This is a genomic window from Halorubrum californiense DSM 19288 (assembly GCF_000336875.1).
GTDB classification, from domain to species: domain Archaea; phylum Halobacteriota; class Halobacteria; order Halobacteriales; family Haloferacaceae; genus Halorubrum; species Halorubrum californiense.
The window spans coordinates 23283-38779 of record NZ_AOJK01000069.1 but is presented as its reverse complement, the minus strand read 5'-3'; the positions used below and the strand labels follow the sequence as shown (position 1 = coordinate 38779).

The 15497-nt window shown below is 68.3% G+C and carries 20 protein-coding genes and 1 pseudogene; 16 read left to right on the top strand and 5 right to left on the bottom strand.

Features of this window, described 5'->3' with window-relative positions; genetic code table 11:
* The first annotated feature begins 7 nt into the window (after positions 1-7).
* The 6 genes from C463_RS14460 (at position 8) to C463_RS14440 (ending at position 4654) form a co-directional block, all read left to right on the top strand.
* Positions 8-1021: an ABC transporter permease gene (locus C463_RS14460; RefSeq protein ID WP_008445139.1), complete on the top strand. Its 1014-nt coding sequence runs from the start codon at positions 8-10 to the stop codon at positions 1019-1021.
* Positions 1018-1935 carry an ABC transporter permease gene (locus C463_RS14455; RefSeq protein ID WP_008445138.1) on the top strand — a complete coding sequence of 306 codons (918 nt, stop codon included), beginning with the start codon at positions 1018-1020 and terminating at the stop codon, positions 1933-1935. The genes C463_RS14460 and C463_RS14455 overlap by 4 nt, the downstream gene beginning before the upstream one ends.
* Positions 1928-2275 carry a DUF7268 family protein gene (locus tag C463_RS14450; RefSeq protein ID WP_008445132.1) on the top strand — a complete coding sequence of 116 codons (348 nt, stop codon included), beginning with the start codon at positions 1928-1930 and terminating at the stop codon, positions 2273-2275. Before C463_RS14455 ends, C463_RS14450 begins: the two co-directional genes overlap by 8 nt.
* Before the next feature lie 276 nt (positions 2276-2551).
* Entirely contained in the window at positions 2552-2725 is a 174-nt protein-coding gene (locus C463_RS19300) for a hypothetical protein (RefSeq protein ID WP_167539453.1), read from the top strand.
* 134 nt (positions 2726-2859) lie between these two features.
* The gene (locus tag C463_RS14445) at positions 2860-3894 is read left to right on the top strand and encodes a hypothetical protein (protein WP_008445131.1); all 1035 of its coding nucleotides are present in this window, start codon (positions 2860-2862) and stop codon (positions 3892-3894) included.
* Between the two features lie 475 nt (positions 3895-4369).
* Complete coding sequence (locus tag C463_RS14440; protein ID WP_049905993.1) at positions 4370-4654, top strand: hypothetical protein; 285 nt, start codon at positions 4370-4372, stop codon at positions 4652-4654.
* A 25-nt stretch (positions 4655-4679) separates the two neighbouring features.
* On the opposite strand, the gene C463_RS14435 is transcribed toward C463_RS14440, so the two are convergent.
* Positions 4680-5048, bottom strand: a complete 369-nt coding sequence (locus tag C463_RS14435) for a VOC family protein (RefSeq protein WP_008445129.1) — start codon at positions 5046-5048, stop codon at positions 4680-4682.
* A gap of 107 nt (positions 5049-5155) precedes the next feature.
* Here C463_RS14435 and C463_RS14430 point away from each other — a divergent pair, with 107 nt between their 5' ends.
* The 4 genes from C463_RS14430 to C463_RS14415 all read left to right on the top strand — a co-directional run bounded on the left by C463_RS14430 (position 5156) and on the right by C463_RS14415 (position 7340).
* Positions 5156-5830: a class I SAM-dependent methyltransferase gene (locus C463_RS14430; protein ID WP_049905991.1), complete on the top strand. Its 675-nt coding sequence runs from the start codon at positions 5156-5158 to the stop codon at positions 5828-5830.
* The gene (locus C463_RS14425) at positions 5827-6093 is read left to right on the top strand and encodes a hypothetical protein (protein ID WP_008445127.1); all 267 of its coding nucleotides are present in this window, start codon (positions 5827-5829) and stop codon (positions 6091-6093) included. The genes C463_RS14430 and C463_RS14425 overlap by 4 nt, the downstream gene beginning before the upstream one ends.
* A gap of 68 nt (positions 6094-6161) precedes the next feature.
* Positions 6162-6347 (top strand): hypothetical protein, encoded by a 186-nt coding sequence (locus C463_RS14420; RefSeq protein WP_008445126.1) that lies wholly within the window; start codon positions 6162-6164, stop codon positions 6345-6347.
* Positions 6348-6395: 48 nt separating this feature from the next.
* Positions 6396-7340, top strand: coding sequence for an ABC transporter substrate-binding protein (locus C463_RS14415; RefSeq protein ID WP_008445124.1), 945 nt, complete (start codon positions 6396-6398; stop codon positions 7338-7340).
* Between the two features lie 6 nt (positions 7341-7346).
* Here C463_RS14415 and C463_RS14410 read toward each other — a convergent pair whose 3' ends face one another.
* Positions 7347-7805 (bottom strand): hypothetical protein, encoded by a 459-nt coding sequence (locus tag C463_RS14410; RefSeq protein WP_008445122.1) that lies wholly within the window; start codon positions 7803-7805, stop codon positions 7347-7349.
* Positions 7806-7860: 55 nt separating this feature from the next.
* Here C463_RS14410 and C463_RS14405 point away from each other — a divergent pair, with 55 nt between their 5' ends.
* Together C463_RS14405 and C463_RS14400 are read left to right on the top strand one after the other, a co-directional pair.
* Entirely contained in the window at positions 7861-8928 is a 1068-nt protein-coding gene (locus C463_RS14405) for an ABC transporter ATP-binding protein (RefSeq protein WP_008445120.1), read from the top strand.
* The gene (locus C463_RS14400) at positions 8925-9791 is read left to right on the top strand and encodes an ABC transporter permease (protein ID WP_008445118.1); all 867 of its coding nucleotides are present in this window, start codon (positions 8925-8927) and stop codon (positions 9789-9791) included. The genes C463_RS14405 and C463_RS14400 overlap by 4 nt, the downstream gene beginning before the upstream one ends.
* 58 nt (positions 9792-9849) lie before the next feature.
* Here C463_RS14400 and C463_RS14395 read toward each other — a convergent pair.
* The 3 genes and pseudogenes from C463_RS14395 to C463_RS14385 form a co-directional block, all read right to left on the bottom strand.
* Positions 9850-10317, bottom strand: a pseudogene (locus C463_RS14395) (HVO_A0114 family putative DNA-binding protein).
* The gene (locus tag C463_RS14390; RefSeq protein ID WP_008445116.1) at positions 10298-10603 is read right to left on the bottom strand and encodes a toxin-antitoxin system TumE family protein; all 306 of its coding nucleotides are present in this window, start codon (positions 10601-10603) and stop codon (positions 10298-10300) included. Before C463_RS14390 ends, C463_RS14395 begins: the two are co-directional and overlap by 20 nt.
* Positions 10604-10732: 129 nt before the next feature.
* Complete coding sequence (locus C463_RS14385) at positions 10733-11182, bottom strand: acyl-CoA thioesterase (RefSeq protein ID WP_008445114.1); 450 nt, start codon at positions 11180-11182, stop codon at positions 10733-10735.
* A gap of 135 nt (positions 11183-11317) precedes the next feature.
* On the opposite strand from C463_RS14385, the gene C463_RS14380 reads away from it, so the two are divergent.
* The 4 genes from C463_RS14380 (at position 11318) to C463_RS14365 (ending at position 15369) form a co-directional block, all read left to right on the top strand.
* On the top strand, positions 11318-12895 hold the full coding sequence (locus C463_RS14380; protein WP_008445108.1) for a methyl-accepting chemotaxis protein: 1578 nt from the start codon (positions 11318-11320) through the stop codon (positions 12893-12895).
* Positions 12888-13628: a bacteriorhodopsin gene (locus C463_RS14375; RefSeq protein WP_008445107.1), complete on the top strand. Its 741-nt coding sequence runs from the start codon at positions 12888-12890 to the stop codon at positions 13626-13628. The genes C463_RS14380 and C463_RS14375 overlap by 8 nt, the downstream gene beginning before the upstream one ends.
* Before the next feature lie 149 nt (positions 13629-13777).
* Positions 13778-14167, top strand: coding sequence for an IS200/IS605 family transposase (gene tnpA / locus C463_RS14370; protein ID WP_008445104.1), 390 nt, complete (start codon positions 13778-13780; stop codon positions 14165-14167).
* The gene (locus tag C463_RS14365; protein WP_008445103.1) at positions 14164-15369 is read left to right on the top strand and encodes an RNA-guided endonuclease InsQ/TnpB family protein; all 1206 of its coding nucleotides are present in this window, start codon (positions 14164-14166) and stop codon (positions 15367-15369) included. Before tnpA ends, C463_RS14365 begins: the two co-directional genes overlap by 4 nt.
* The last annotated feature ends 128 nt before the right edge of the window (positions 15370-15497 follow it).

The following is a 15497-nucleotide window of genomic DNA, read 5'->3' as shown; positions in this document are numbered from 1 at the left end:
CCCCTGAATGGTCTCCAAGCGGTTCGTGTTGAAACGGCTGCTTATGTTGTTCCCCGTTTTGTTCGGGGTCGCGACGGTCGTGTTCGCCATTCTCCACCTTTCGCCCGGCGATCCCGCAGTGGTTATCGCTGGCGAGCGAGCGAGCCAAGAGTTCGTCAATCAGGTCCGCGCCGACTTAGGACTCGACGACCCGCTCTGGCAGCAGTACGTTCGATTCCTTGGCGAGGTCGCGACGTTCGACTTTGGCCAGTCATACCAGGTGAACCGGGGCGTCGCGGTGAGTCAGATCCTCACGGATCGCCTCCCGATCACGATCGAACTCGCGCTGCTCGGACAGTTCGCCGGCCTCCTGTTCGGACTCCCGCTGGGGATCCTCAGCGCGGTCAAACAGGATACGTGGACCGACCACCTTTCGCGCGTCGGCGCCTTGAGCGGGATCAGCATCCCGATCTACTGGAGCGGTCCGCTTCTCATCCTGCTCTTCGCGCAGTTTCTCGGGGTCCTGCCGACCAGCGGTCGAATCGGGTCCGCGTACTTCGTCGAGCCGGTCACGGGGCTCATTCTCGTCGATACGCTGCTGGCGGGGAACCTCGCGGCGTTCCAGTCCGCGGTCATTCACCTGCTCCTACCGGTGGTCGTCCTCGGGATCTACCAGATGGCGCTGCTCTCGCGGATGATGCGCTCGTCGATGGTGGAGGTGATCCGGCAAGACTACATGCGGACCGCTCGGGCGAAGGGGCAGGGTTCGAAGATCACCGTGATGAAACACGGGCTCCGCAACGCCTTCATCCCCGTCATCACCGTGATCGGCATCCAGTTCGGATCGCTGCTCGGCGGCGCGGTGCTCACGGAGACCGTCTTCGAGATCAACGGCATCGGAACACTGCTCGTCGACGCGATCAACCGCAGCGACTACCCCGTCGTACAGGGAACCGTTCTCGTCTTCGCCGTGCTGTACACGCTGGTTAACCTCGGCGTCGACCTCACCTACTCGGTCCTCGACCCTCGCATCGAACAATGAGCACGGAGACACAGACCGGAACCGTCGACCGAGGCATCGTCGAGCGGCTGCGCGCGAGCCCGTTCCTCTCGCAGCTCCTCTCGAACCGACTCGCGATCACCGGGATCGTCCTCATTCTCGGGGTCGTTCTGATCGCGATCTACGCCCGAATCACCTACGACCTCAGTGACCTCCTGGCAACCCAGTTCGGTACGAACCCGTCCGAGGCCGCCCCCAGCTCGGAGTACCTCTTCGGGACGGACGGGCAGGCCCGAGATATCTTCCCGCGCGTGCTGTACGGGGCGTGGTACGCGGTCCTTTACGGCACGGTTACCGTCATCGCATCGACGTTCCTCGGGGTGGGTCTGGGGATCGTCGCGGCGTACTACGGCGACCTGACGGACAACGTCATCATGCGGACGATGGACGTCCTGCTGTCGTTCCCGTCGCTACTGTTGGCGCTCGCGCTCGTCACCATTTTTCCGGAGGAGTTGGGGCTGTGGCGAGCCGTTGGGGCACTGACGCTCGTCTACACTCCGCGGTTCGCCCGCGTCGTCCGAGGAGCCGCGCTGAAGGTGCTCGAGGACGAGTACACCGAAGCCACGAAAGCGCTCGGCGCGACCGACCCCCGACTGCTCATCCGGCACGTCCTCCCGAACTGTCTCGCGCCGATCACGGTCCAGTCGACGCTCAACTACGGCCTCGCGATCATCGACATCGCCGCGCTGTCGTTCCTCGGCTTCGGTGCCAGTCCGGGAGAGCCGACGTGGGGAATGATGCTCTCGAACGGCGTCGAGTTCGGGCTGTTCTCCGGCGCGTGGTGGTGGTCGTTCTTCCCCGGTCTGCTGCTCGCGTTAACCGTGCTCGGATTCAACCTCCTCGGTGACGGGATGCGCGACGCGCTCGACCCGCGAATGCGAGAGACCGTTGACTGACCGCGATATCCGACCGTCCGGACGAACGGTCGGGCGGTGGATCGGCCTCGGCGGCCTTCTCGGGCTCGTCGTTGCGGGCGTCCTCTTCCCGGTTACCGGGGCGAAGCAGTCGACCGATACTTCGTTCGCGCTCGGTGTGCTCCTGTTCGGCTTCGGCGTCGCTACGTGGGGCGGTGCGGTCGGCTTCGGCGACTCCATGTCGACGGTCCAGAACCACCTCGGTGGCGAGTCGGAGTGGAGCCGCGAGGGGGCACGACAGGCGTTCGCCGTATTGACTTGGATCGGCGCAGGCTGGGCGGGGACCGCGGTCGTGGCTTCGATACTGCTCGTCGGAATCTAAGCGACGATGTCGCCGGCGATTCGAGGCGTGCGAACCGTGTCACCGCCGCACGCTCTGCGTCGTCGTTCAACGCGGTTCGATCAGTTCGGCCGCGTGGCTGTCGCGGTCCTTCGCGAAGGCGGTTCGCGTCTCCCGCCTCCAGCTGGTCGTCCGCGACCGCCGCCTCGGCACCCGAGACGATCTGCCCGTATCGTCGATACTCCCGCTGTGAGGGCGCTCTAACCCGAGGTAGCCGACGTAACGCTTATCAGCGAACGGCCATTGTTAATAGTTGTCATGTGCCATCATTACGACGAGGCGATGACCTGGGAGGAGGTCCAGGCGCGTCACCGGTCCGAGGAGGCGGAGGAACTCGACGACTCCCCCGACGTCGACGCGGTCGACGAGCCGGCGGGCGAGACGGAGGAGCCCGAGCCCCCGGCGGAGCCGCGCGCCCCGGCCGACGACTGACGCGGTCGGGCACGACCCCGCCCCGAACCCCGATTTTCTATCGCACGCTCAGCGTCGAAGAGCGGCGGCGCCGTCTCGCCTCCTCTGGATCCACAAACCACAATTTTACAACCGCTTTTCATCTACTCCGGTCCGTGCCGCCCTCCACCCGAACTCTCGCGCTCCTCGCGCTCCTCGTCGTCGGCGTCGGGCTCAGTTTCTCCTTCCACGCCGCGGCGGGCGACACGCAGATCACCTACGAAGCCACGGCCGTCGAGCCCGGCGAGAATCCGGCGCTGGTTGCGGGCGCGTCGCCGAACGTCACCGACCTCGACGAGACCCTTGCCGACACGCCGGAGGGGTATCGGGAGCCGATCCGGACCGCCGCCGCGGACGCGTCGTTCGACGGGTCGCTATCCCCCGAACTGTACACCGCGATACGCGACGTAGAAGCGCCGTACGTCGCGTACGACGGCGCCTACTACGAGTGGTCGCTCTCGACCCGCGGCGAGACGACGAACGCGACGATCGAGATGCGCGAGACCGACCCCGAAACGGTCTTCGACGCGGTCGCGTGCTCGGCATCCGAGGCGCCGGCCGGCGTCCGGACGGCCATCGACGAAGGCACCGCGAACGCCTCCGGCGCCCGGCCGGGGCTGTACCGACAGAGCGGGGCGTACTACGTCGTCGCGCTCGAAAACGAGGCCGCGGTGTTCGCCCAGTTCGCGGGCGCCCTCGTCGGCTTCGTCCTCACGCCGGTCGGGCGCGGGTACACGGCGGTCGCGGTCGGCCTCCTCGCGTACCGGTACCGGGAGCCGACGCGCGACCGCCTCCTCACCCCGCGTCGGGCCGCCGCGGTCGCCGCGCTCGCGCTCCCCGTCGCGCTCGCCGGCACCGCCGTATTCGAGACCGGTTCGCTCTCCCGGTTCGTCACCGGCCCCGCGAGCGCGACGGTCGTCGCGTCGGGCGTCCTCGCCGGCGTGTTCGCCGCTCAGCGGCGCTGGGCCCTGCTCGCCGCCGCGACGATCGGGATCGGGCTGCTCGCCACGGCGGCGATCGCGGGCGCGCTCGGCGTCGCGGGGCTCTTCTTCGGGCCGCTCGCGATCTGTGTCGGCGTCGTCGCCGGCGTCGTGCCGTTCGGCTACGGCTACTGGTTCGCGCCGACCGCGTCGCGGGAGTCACCCGAATAGCGCGACCCGAATCGGATACTGGAATATGAAACGCCTTCCGTCAGTTTCAGGCTCGTCCTGAACGCCCTTCAGGCGAGAGCCGAAGCGGTTCACAGTGATTTCGAGGGCGGAAGCCCACGAGTTCAGTCGTGGGAGGAAGCCCGACGACATAACTAGTTGGGTACCTTCGGTATGAATTACCACTTCTATGCGGGCAAACGAGCGCCACCACCGTTGCTCCTCAACTGGCCACGGGGGGTTCTCTCATAGAAGAGGCCGCCCGTCAGTCGGCCCGCAACGCTCGGAACTGCCGACCCCAAAGCGAGACAGGAACTCCCTCTCTCGATCTGCGGGCGAAGAACACGAGCAATTACATTGCTGCTTCCGTTTGGCCCTGCGGAACGCCAGCCCACGATTTTAATCGTGGGTAACTGACGCATGAGTCCACTACGCTGCCGCACCGAACCGACGACGTACGCGGGGCCGTGATCACCAGATGAGACGAGCCTCGACCCGTGCCTCAACGCTCGCGGTGGTCCTCGCGCTGCTGCTCGGTGTTGGCGCCGGGTCCACCGAAAGCCCGCTCGCACAGGACGACGGCCACGGAACCGGCGCGTTCCTCGACGAAAGCGGCGTCCCGATCGCCGCCGACCGGCCGATCGACGGCGCTGTCGTAACCGCCGAGCCGGCATTGGTCTCGCTCCAGACGCTCGGTGCGGTCGCGCTCGCGGTCGTCGTCGCGCTGCTCATCGTCGCCGCGGTCCGTCGCGCCGACGGCTAAGCTCCGTGTCACCCTCGTGGCCGGCTCAGAGCGGCTCGATCACCTCGACCACGTGCCCGTCGGGGTCCTCGACGAACGCGACGCGCGCTCCGGCCTCCGGATGGTCGGTCGGCGGCTCCACGACGCCGTGATGGTCGATCTCGTCGAACGCCGCGTCCACGTCGTCGACGCCGACGGCGACGTGGTCGTAGCGGTCGCCGTCCGCGCTCGGCGTCTCGCCCTCCGCGTCCGACAGCTGGAACTCGACGCCGTTCTCGTCGGCGACGTACACGTTTCGCGCGTCGCCGCCCGCGGTCGTGAACTCCCAGGACCGCTCGAACCCGAGCTCGTCGACGTACCAGTCGGCGGCCCGGTCCGCGTCCGCCACGTTCAGGCAGGTGTGGAGAATCTCCATACCGTCTCGTCTCCCGCGGTCGACATAAATCTCGCCGGCCGGTGAGCGTCGCGTCCGCGGCGGCTGCCGGCGGCACAGTCATGAATCTCGCGACCGGATCGATCGATATGGACCGCAACGCGGTGCGCCGCGCGTGGGACGAGGTCGCCGAGACGTACGCCGCCCGCCGCGACCCAGACGGCTCGGACGCGGCGCTGATCGACGACCTGCTCGACTCGCTGGGGGACGACGCCGCAGGTACCGGGGGCGACCCGCTCGTCCTCGACGTAGGCTGCGGCGACGGCGCGCGGACTCTCGCGAACCTCCCGCCGGGCAGCGTCGGGCTCGACCTCTCCCGCCGCGGGCTCGACCTCGCGCGCGAGACGGTGCCCGACGCCCGGCTCGTCCACGGAGAGATGTCGGCGCTTCCGTTCGCGGCCGACCGCTTCGACGCGATAACCGCGTACCACGCGGTGTTTCACGTCGAGCGCGAGCGCCACCCCGCGGTGTACGCGGAGTTCGCCCGCGTCCTCCGGCCCGGCGGCCACCTCCTGCTGACGCTGCCGAGCGGCCGCTTCGAGACGGTCCGCCGCGGCTGGATGGGCGGCCGGATGTTCTTCTCCGCGCCCGGTCGCGAGCAGACGCTCGGCCAGCTGCGCGCGGCGGGGTTCGCGACCGTCGAGACGATGACCGCGACCGACCCGCTGGGGAGCAGCACCGAGTTCGCGTTCGCGACGCTGGACGAGGGGGCGAACGGGGGGACCGACTCGCGGGCGACCGACGCGAAGCCGGACGGTCCGTGACCGACCCCGACGAGGTCCCCCACGACGTTCGCGCGAGCCTCGAACAGCTGCTCGCCGCGGCCGCGACCGCGGCGGCCGAGGGCGACGAGCCGACCGCGCGGGCCGCCCTCGACACGGCCGAGACGGTGGCGACGAACAAGCTCCCGGCCGGCGAGCGTCGCGACCGCGTCCGATGGGGGTGCGCGGCCGCACTCGACGCGCTGCCGAACGGCGACCTCGCGGCCGCGTACGCGACGGCGACCGCGGACGCCGTCGCGGAGTAGCCGCCGCTTCTGCCGAGCCGAATCCCGAAACCACAGCCGGTTTTAGCTGTCACTTTCCATCCCCGGTCATGGACCAGCGCGACGCGCGGTTCATCTTGCTAAGCACGCTGCTCGCCGTCACGCTGTTGAACACGCTCGACGCCCCGATCGCGCCGTGGTTCCAGACGGCGTCGTTCGCGCTGGCGGCCGCGACGCTACTGTACGCCGGCTACGTCGTCTCGAAGCCCCTCCTCGCGTGGCTCCCCGCGCGGTAGCGCGGGTCGGCCCACTCGTTTTTGCCCGTCGAGCGCCTCACTCCGGGCATGCGCGTCGCCTCCCTCCTCCCGTCCGCGACCGAGACCCTGTTCGCGCTCGGCGTCGAGCCGGTCGGCGTCTCCCACAGCTGTGACCACCCGCCCGCGGCTCGCGAGCTGCCGACCCTGACGAGCACGGTCGTCGACCACGCGGACCGCTCGGCCGCCGACATCGACGAACAGATGCGCGAGGTCGACGGCGCGGTGTACGACCTCGACGAGGAGCGCCTCGCGGCGCTGGAGCCCGACCTGCTCGTCACGCAGGCGACCTGCGACGTCTGCGCGGTCGACGCGAGCGAGGTTCGCGCGGCCGCCGAGCGGCTCGACCCCGCGCCCGACGTGCTGGCGTGTGACCCGCACTCCTTCGCCGACGCGCTCGACGACGTGGTCCGGATCGGCGAGGCGGTCGGCGAGACCGACGCCGCGACCGCGCTCCGGGCCGACTTGCGCGAGCGCGTCGACGCGGTCCGCGAGCGCGCCGAGCGAGCGGTCACCGCCGAGGGCCGCCCGCGAACCGCCGTCCTCGACTGGACCGACCCGCCGATCCGCGCGGGCCACTGGGTGCGCGACATGGTCGAGATCGCCGGCGGCGACCCGTCGTTCCAACCTGACGGCCCCTCCGAGCCGGTCGCGTGGGCGGACGTGCGCGAGTTCGACCCCGAGGCGCTCGTCGTCGCGCCCTGCGGGTTCGACCGCGACCGCGCCGTCGACGCGGTGGGCGACCTCGCCGCCCGCTCGGGGTTCGACGACTTGGCCGCGGTCGCCGACGACCGTGTCTACGCGGTCGACGGCAACGGCCTCTTCAACCGCCCGAGCCACCGGCTCGTCGACTCGCTGGAGGCGCTGTTCGCCTGCCTCCACCCCGAGTACGCGGCGACCGAGCCCGGAGAGCTGGACGCCGTCGCCCGCGTCGACGCGGCCGCGACGGCCTCGGTCCGCGCCGACGGCGGGTGAGCCGAGCTACGTCTCGGCCGACTCGCGCAGCCCCGACAGCGTCGTCGCTTCGCGGAGGTTGGCGACAGTACAGTACCACGCGCCGCGCACGCCGTTCAGGTCGTTCTCGACCGGGCTATCGAGCGGCACGAGCTCGTCGAACTCGAAGACGACCGCGACGCGCTCCTCGGAGAACGGCTCGATGAGCGCCGCCCAGTCTGCTTCGTCCATCGGGCCCGGCTCGCCGCGCGTCTGTTCGGTGCGGGCGTCGACGCGGGCGTAGTGAGTGATCGCCGACACCGGCGCGGTCCGGTAGAAGGCCATGTACGCGAACTCGGTGCGAGTGCGGTCGTACGAGCGCGGCGCGGGGTAGAAGCCGGCCCGGCAGCGCTCGAACGTGTCCGGTTGCGTCGCGACGACGCAGACGCGGGCGTCGCCGGGCGCGTCGTCCGCGGGGGCGTCCGTCGCGAACCGGTCGAGGTCCATGCGTTTCGTGGATGTCGAGCGCGGATATATCCCCGCTCGGCCCCTATCGAACCCAATGGCACGGAGCGCGACGAGCGCGCGTGGCGGTCCCCGCGAGCGCGGCGACACGCGGGAAGAACCCGACGACGTATCGCCAGACGAGACGACCGGCCCGCCCGCCCTCGCGGTCGAGGACCTCACGAAGCGGTTCGGCGACGGCGACGACGCGGTGGTCGCGGTCGACGACGTGAGTCTCACCGTCGAGCGCGGGTCGGTCGTCGGCCTGCTCGGCCCGAACGGCGCGGGGAAGACGACGCTGATCAAGTGCGCGCTGGGGATCGTCATCCCCGACGCGGGGTCGGTGCGGGTGTTCGGCAACGACGTGCGCGACGGCCGCCGGGCGGCGTACGCGGACGTGGACGCGATGCTGGAGGGCGCGCGCAACGACTACTGGCGGCTCACGGTCCGCGAGAACCTGCGCTACTTCGCGACGATCAGCGGCGTCGACCCCGACTCCGTGGCGGCGCGTCACGACCGGCTGCTCGACCGCCTCGACCTCGCCGACAAGGCTGACACGCCGGTGCGGGACCTCTCGCGGGGAATGAAACAGAAGGTGTCGCTGGCGAGCGTGCTGGCGGGCGGCGCCGAGCTCGTCTTCCTCGACGAGCCGACGCTGGGGCTCGACGTGGAGAGCGCGCGGACGCTCCGGGCCGAGCTCCGCCGCCTCGCGGTCGAGGAGGGGCTCACCATCGTCGTCAGCAGTCACGACATGACGACGATCGAGGCGGTGTGCGACCGCGTCGTCATGCTGTCGAACGGGCGGATCGTCGCGGACGACACCGTCGAGGCGCTGCTCGGCGCGGCCGCGAGCGACGCGGTGCGCGTGGCGAGCCCGGACCTCGACGCGGAGACAATTTCCGAACTCCGCGAACGGTTCGAGGTCGTCGACGTCGACCGCGACGCGCGCCCGCCCGCGATGACGGTCGCGGCGGGCGGCGACCGCCTCTACGAGATCATGGACGCGCTTCGCGCGGCCGGGGTCACCGTCTCGGACGTCCGCACGGTCCAGCCCGACCTCGAAGAGGTGTTCCTCGAACGTACGGGGAGCGACCTCGGCGCCGGTCGCGGGGGTGACCCGCGGTGAGCGCGGACGCGACTTCCCCGGGAACATCGGGGACCGCGGCCGAATCGAGTGCGCCCACCGACACAGCACGGGCCGAGGACGAGCCGCGGCCGGCCACCTACTACCATCTCGCCCGGGCGGTGCTGTACCGCGAGTTCCTGATATTCGTGCGGTACCCGGCCAACGCGATCGGCGGGATCGTGGTGTCGCTGTTCTTCTTCGCGGCGCTGTTCCTCGGCGGGCAGCTGCTCGCCGGACAAGCGCTGACGGACTCGATCGAGGGGATCGTCGTCGGCTACTTCCTGTGGACGCTGTCGGTGGGCGCGTACTCGTCGGTGTCGAACGACATCGGCAGCGAGGTGCAGTGGGGGACCCTCGAACGCCACATCACCACGCCGTTCGGCTTCGCGCCCGTCGCGCTGCTGAAGGGGGTCGCGAAGGTGGTGCGGACGTTCCTCACGAGCGCGGTGATCCTCGCGGTCATGCTCCTCGCGACCGGAACGCGGCTCAGCCTCGCCCCGGTGACGGTGGTCGCCGTCGCGGGGCTGTCGATCGTCTCGGTGCTGGGACTCGGCTTCGCCGCGGGCGGGGTGACGGTGCTGTACAAGCGGATCGGCAACTGGCTCAACCTCCTCCAGTTCGGGTTCGTCGCGCTGATCTCGGCGCCCGTCTTCGACCTCCCGTGGACGCGCTTCCTCCCCCTGGCGCACGGCAGCGCCATGCTCCAGCGCGCGATGGTCGACGGGATCCGGCTGTGGGAGTTCCCGGTCGCCGACCTGGCGCTGCTCGTCGCGGTCGCGGTCGGCTACCTGCTCGGCGGCTACCTCGTCTTCCAGTTCGCCACGGGGCGGGCGCGGCGGCTCGGCGTGCTCGGCGACTACTGACCGCACGGCGTCGCGTCGCCGCGGCTGGCGGCCTCGAACCCCGCAAACGCCGCGGGTCTCACGCGGACGCGGTCGACTCCGATTCGTCGCCGCGGGGGAGTCCGAACTCCACTTCGATCCGAACCGTCTCGTATGGCACGTACGGCCTCTCCGCGCGGCCGTCGGTCTCGAAGTGGACGATGTCGTAGTCGGCCAGCAGCGACAGGTCGTCGTGGACGGTGTGGACGTCTCGGTCGAGCCGCTCCGCCAGCGCGCGGATGCTCTCGGGCGGCCGTTCCATCACGGCTTCCAAGAGTTCCATCCGCCGGTCGGTGAGCAGGCGACGGAGCCGCGCTCGGTCCTCGAAGTTGACCACGTGGGGGACCGCCTCGCCGTCCTCTCAGCGTTCGGCGCGTTCGATCGCCGCCGCCTGTGCCCGGTCCGCCGGAAGCGACGTGATACGCAGCGTCGACGGGTACTCGGCGTCGCTCGGGTCCGGAATAAACTCGTCGTGGGCGGGGTCGGTGTCAGTCGGTTCGTCTGGCATAGATGTCGTTTACCTCCGATTGGAAGTCGTCGATTAGCGCTGTGAGACCGGTGAAGTCCAGTTTCGTGACTTCTCCCGCCTCGTGCCGATAGTATCTGCCGACGTCCCGGTGGTGCGGCGCGTTGTCGTACCGGAGGAGCGTGTCGCCGTCAGCGTCCATGTACTGGAAGCTGTACTTCAGCCCCTCCGGGTACTCTTCGCTTTCCGGGACCTGCCACGCGACCATCTCGTACCGACTGTCGTCCGATTTTTCGGATTCGTCACGGTACACGACCGTGGCGGGCACCTGTCTTGTATGTTGTGGTGAAGACTCAACAATAATAACGCTTTGCGTTGTGATCTGACTACACCGAACTCCGGAGACATCGGGCTCGCCACGGGGTCGTCGCTATGTTTTCCCGATGGTGGTCGCGGATTATCTGTCCTCGTCCGGCTCCGCGGCGAGCGCCTCGTCGCGGAGTTCGCGGCAGCGCTCGCCCGTAATCTCGAGTTCCGGGACCGGCGTCGGGTTCCCGTCGGCGTCGACGGCGACGAACACGAAGTACGACTCCGTGGTGAGTTCGCGCTCGCCCGTGCGCGGCGACTCGCGGTACGCGCGGATCCGCGTCCGGAGGCTCGTGCGCCCGACCGCGTACACGTACGACTCGATGACGCAGGTGTCGCCCTGCGGCACGGGGCGCTTGAAGTCGAGCCCGTCGATCTTGGCCGTGACGCAGGTCTCGCCGGCGGCGCGCATCGCCGACATGGCGCCGATCTCGTCCATCCACTTGACGACGTTCCCCCCGTGCGCGGAGGCGTAGTTGTTCGTGTGGGTCGGTTGGACGCGCTGGCGGTTCTCGATGTACGTGTCGCTGACGCTGGGCATGCCCGTCCGTGGCGCGGCCGGGGGAAAAACACCAGTCCCGATCCGCCGAAACGCTCGCACCACGTCCGTTTTCGAATCTGGTAATTTGGAGTTCACTCCTAAATAGGGCATCGCGTTCCTCCTGGACGAGAACATATGTTGAACGCGATCACCGCGCGGTACGGCCGCCGGGTCGGCGCGGCCGTCCTCCTGACGCTCGCCGTGACGCTCGGCTTCGTCGCGCTCTTCGCGGGCCACGTCGCGACGGTCGGAACGGCGGACGCCGCGACGGCGGCGCTGGCGTCGGTCGGCGTCGTCGTCACGCTGAACCTCGGGCTGCTGGGAATCGTGCTGATCGGCAACGTCGCGGTCGAGCTCCGGCGGCTGACGGAGACGGCCGAGGCGGTCGGGCGCGGCGAGTTCGACGCGAGCGCCACGTCCGACCGCGGCGACGAGATCGGGCGGCTGTTCGACGCCTTCGACGAGACGCGGCGGTCGCTCCGGGACGCGGTCGCCGAGTCCGAGCGGGCGCAGTCGGAGGCGGAGGCGGCCCGCGAGGAGGCCGAACAGCTGTCGGACACCCTGTTGGAGCGCGCCGAGGAAATCGGCGGCGCCATGGAGGACGCCGCCGAGGGCGACCTCACGCGCCGGCTCCCCGAGGAGAGCGAGGTCGACGCGGTCGAGCGCATCACGGCCGCGTACAACGAGATGACCGGCGGACTCTCGACGACCATCGAGGACATCCAGGCCTTCGCGGGCGACGTGGAGGCGACGAGCGAGGAGATGGCAGCGGAGGCGGACGCGGTCGCCGAGATGAACGCGGAGGTGGCCGACGAGATGCGCGAGCTGGCCGACGAACTGGACGAGCAGACCGACCGGCTGCGCGAGACGGCCGCCGACACCGACGACTTCTCCGCGACCGTCGAGGAGATCGCGTCGACGACCGACGAGGTGGCCGGCGACGCGAGCGCCGCGGCTGACCTCGGTAAAGAGGGCGAAGCGCGGGCGACCGAGGCGGTGGAGGCGATCGTCGAGATCGGCGATCTGTTGGACGACCTCGACGGGCTCGTGGCCGGACTCGACGACCGGATGGACGGCGTCGCGGAGACGACCGACGTGATCGCCGACATCGCCGAGCAGACCAACATCCTCGCGCTGAACGCCTCGATCGAGGCGTCGCGGGCGGGCGGCGACGGCGACGGGTTCGCGGTCGTCGCCGACGAGGTGAAGGGGCTCGCCGAGGAGACACGAGAGTCGACGACGCAGATCGAGGCGACGATCGGCGAGGTGACCGAGGACGTGTCGGCGGTCGCCGGCGAGATGGACCGGACGATGATGGAGCTCGACGAGACGACCGCCGCGGTCCGAGCGGCGGGCGACGCGATCGAGGAGCTGACGGGGACCGTCGAGGACGTCGACGTCGCGATGGGCGACATCGCGCGGGCGACCGACGAGGGCGCCGAGGGGATCGAGTCGGTCGCCGCGCGCGTCGAGGCGGTCCACGGCTCGGCCACCGACGCCGCGGACCGCGCGCGGTCGCTCGCCGAAACCGCGGACGAGACGGCCGAGACGGTCGGCGACCTCGCGCAGACGGCGACGGCGCTCTCCGAGCGGACCGCGTCGCTCACCGAGCGGCTCGCGCAGTTCGAGACGCCGGCGGACTCCGGCGATGCCGGCTCCGCGGCCGCTCCAGCACCGACCGCCGGCGACGCGGAGGTGAGCGCCGATGATTGAGCCCTTCGTGGTCCGGTTCGCCTCTGCCGGGATCTACGCGGTCTCCGCGGTCGTACTGTTGGCGCTGGCGCGGCGCAAGCCGCCGGCCCTCCGAAAGTACTGCTACCCGTTCGTCGCGGTGGTCGTGGCGAGCGGCCTCGGCGTGGGGCTGTGGGGCGCCGGGATCGGCACCTTCCCCGTCGCGAACGGGACGCTGGAGGGGGGCCAGCTGCTCACCGACTACGTGGCGTACCCGTTCCTGTTCGGGTTCGCGGCGTTCGTCTCCGGCGCCGCCCGGCGCTCCGTGGGCGGCGTGATCGCGCTCATCGTCGTCATGCGGCTGGGGTACGACTTCGCCGCGGTGTTCGAGGGGCCGCTGGCGCTCGCTGGCACCGGCGCGATCCTCGTCGGCTACCTCATCTTACTCGGGCTGTTCTTCGGGCCGCTTGCGAGCGCGGCGGCCGCGCAGCCGCCCGCCCGCGAGCTGTTCTACAAGAAGACGCGGAACCTCGCGCTGTTCGCGTTCGGCGTGTTGATCGCGTGGGCGATGATCCAGATTGCCGGGCTGCTCGATACGTTCACCGCGACGGTGACCCTGGAGTATCTCGACCTCCTGCTTCGGGTCGGCTTCGCCGGCTTCGTGTTCGCGAACGTGGAAACGCTGTCTGCCGAGGTGGACGCCGAGAGTGACGGGACTCCCGGCAGCGCCGTGGGACAACGCGCGGCTCCTGCGATGGACACGAGTGCGGATTGAGAGGATATAAATATACGAACGCATACCCCCGTCTTTAGTCGCGGGTCAAGCGAACCATAGCTTACACACCCATCGACGACGTTATGGATGGATTTCCCACATTCTGCCGGTAGTATTAACACGCAAACAATACATAGTGTACGACACAGATGAAGACCACGCGGCACGCGACTTACAACCTCAACTACCACATAGTGTGGGTGCCGAAGTACCACAACTCGGTACTCACAGGCGAGGTCGCCAGCCGTGTCCGGTCCATCCTCCAGGAAATAGCCGACGACAAAGGCGTCGAAATACTCGATCTCACCGTCCAGCCCGATCACGTTCACCTGTTCGTTAGTAGCCCACCAAAGAACGAACCAGCACTCCTCGCTAACTGGTTCAAAGGCATCAGTTCGCGGAAGTACAACCACCGATATACCGACCACGACGGCGAAAAAATCGGATGGGCGCGAGGCTACTACGCAGGGACCGCCGGGCAAGTTTCGAATGAGACAATCGAGAAATACATTCACCGACACACGGAGGGCGATTCGTGACTGAACTCACGAAGACGCTCGAACTGAAACTAGTGGACCCGAACGCGCACAAGCGACGGAAACTTCGTAAGACACGCGAGGCGTACCAGCAAGCGCTTCACGACGCCTTCGACGCCCGATGTACCACCCAGACCGAAGCGAACGACATAGTGGTCGACTATGACCTGAGCGGGTACGCAAAGAACGCGCTCAAACAGTACGTCCCGCAGCTCACGACGACGTACAACGCGAGCGAACTTCACGACGATCACCCCGTCCGCTTCACCAACGAGGGGCTCCGGCTTGACCACAAGCCCGAGAACGCCATCGAATGGTACGTCAAAATCCCGCATCACGAGGACTACCACCTCTGGATGCCCACCCAACCAACTCCCGAACAGCGGAACTGGTTAGAAGCGTTGAACGCGGGTGACGCGGAAATGGGCGAGAGTCGACTGTTCGAACGGAACGAAACGTGGTATCTCCACGTTACCGCCACCCGTAGCGTAGCGGAACGCTCCGAGGTGTCCGTGGACGAACGGACGCCCATCGGGGTGGATATTGGGGAAGCGTCACTCGTCACGGTGTGTCACCGCGACGACAACGGTTCTCCGACCGTGCCAAAACTCTGGGCCGACGAGGGCAAAACTGTTCGTCGGCTTCGCAAGACCTACTTCACCGCCACGCGCCGACTCCAGACGCGCGAAAGCGAGCGTATCGCTGGCTCGTTCGGTGACGACTTGTGGAATCAGATCGACGATATATTCCACACGGTTACACGCGAGGTCGTGGAGTATGCCGAATCCGTCGAGAATCCCGTTCTCGTCTTAGAAGACCTGACAGACATCCGGGAGTCGATGGACTACGATGAATACATGAATCGACGGCTCCACGGCTGGGGATTCGCCAAACTCCACGCGCAGATACGCTACAAGGCCATCGAAAAGGGGATTCCCGTCGAGACGGTGAACCCGCACAACACGTCAAAAGAGTGTCATGCGTGCGGTGACGTGGGGTCACGTCCGCGACAGGCGACGTTCACGTGTACAAATGACGACTGCTGGATAAACGAGTACCAAGCGGACGTGAACGGCGCGATAAACATCGCAGACCGCTACCTCAGTGGAGAGAGCCAGCCAAGAGAACACACGGATGGCAATGACTCGGCTGAGGATGGGGGGCGTTTGACCGCTCCGCAAGACACCCAAGCCGATGCTACCTAGCAAGAGACGCTTGGGACGTATGCGTCTTGAAACCAAAGGGCTGGGCGTACGCTCTGCCTGAAATCCTATGGTGGGATTCCCGCGTCTTCAGGCGCGGGAGGAGGTCAATGAGCCGTCGACGGTGCGGT

Bases quoted from the DNA above. Each gene is read 5' to 3' on its own strand.
- C463_RS14460 (WP_008445139.1), top strand. From the start codon at position 8: ATGGTCTCCAAGCGGTTCGTGTTGAAACGGCTGCTTATGTTGTTCCCC.
- C463_RS14455 (WP_008445138.1), top strand. From the start codon at position 1,018: ATGAGCACGGAGACACAGACCGGAACCGTCGACCGAGGCATCGTCGAG.
- C463_RS19300 (WP_167539453.1), top strand. From the start codon at position 2,552: ATGTGCCATCATTACGACGAGGCGATGACCTGGGAGGAGGTCCAGGCG.
- C463_RS14440 (WP_049905993.1), top strand. From the start codon at position 4,370: ATGAGACGAGCCTCGACCCGTGCCTCAACGCTCGCGGTGGTCCTCGCG.
- C463_RS14435 (WP_008445129.1), bottom strand. From the start codon at position 5,048: ATGGAGATTCTCCACACCTGCCTGAACGTGGCGGACGCGGACCGGGCC.
- C463_RS14430 (WP_049905991.1), top strand. From the start codon at position 5,156: ATGGACCGCAACGCGGTGCGCCGCGCGTGGGACGAGGTCGCCGAGACG.
- C463_RS14420 (WP_008445126.1), top strand. From the start codon at position 6,162: ATGGACCAGCGCGACGCGCGGTTCATCTTGCTAAGCACGCTGCTCGCC.
- C463_RS14415 (WP_008445124.1), top strand. From the start codon at position 6,396: ATGCGCGTCGCCTCCCTCCTCCCGTCCGCGACCGAGACCCTGTTCGCG.
- C463_RS14410 (WP_008445122.1), bottom strand. From the start codon at position 7,805: ATGGACCTCGACCGGTTCGCGACGGACGCCCCCGCGGACGACGCGCCC.
- C463_RS14405 (WP_008445120.1), top strand. From the start codon at position 7,861: ATGGCACGGAGCGCGACGAGCGCGCGTGGCGGTCCCCGCGAGCGCGGC.
- C463_RS14385 (WP_008445114.1), bottom strand. From the start codon at position 11,182: ATGCCCAGCGTCAGCGACACGTACATCGAGAACCGCCAGCGCGTCCAA.
- C463_RS14380 (WP_008445108.1), top strand. From the start codon at position 11,318: ATGTTGAACGCGATCACCGCGCGGTACGGCCGCCGGGTCGGCGCGGCC.
- C463_RS14375 (WP_008445107.1), top strand. From the start codon at position 12,888: ATGATTGAGCCCTTCGTGGTCCGGTTCGCCTCTGCCGGGATCTACGCG.
- tnpA (WP_008445104.1), top strand. From the start codon at position 13,778: ATGAAGACCACGCGGCACGCGACTTACAACCTCAACTACCACATAGTG.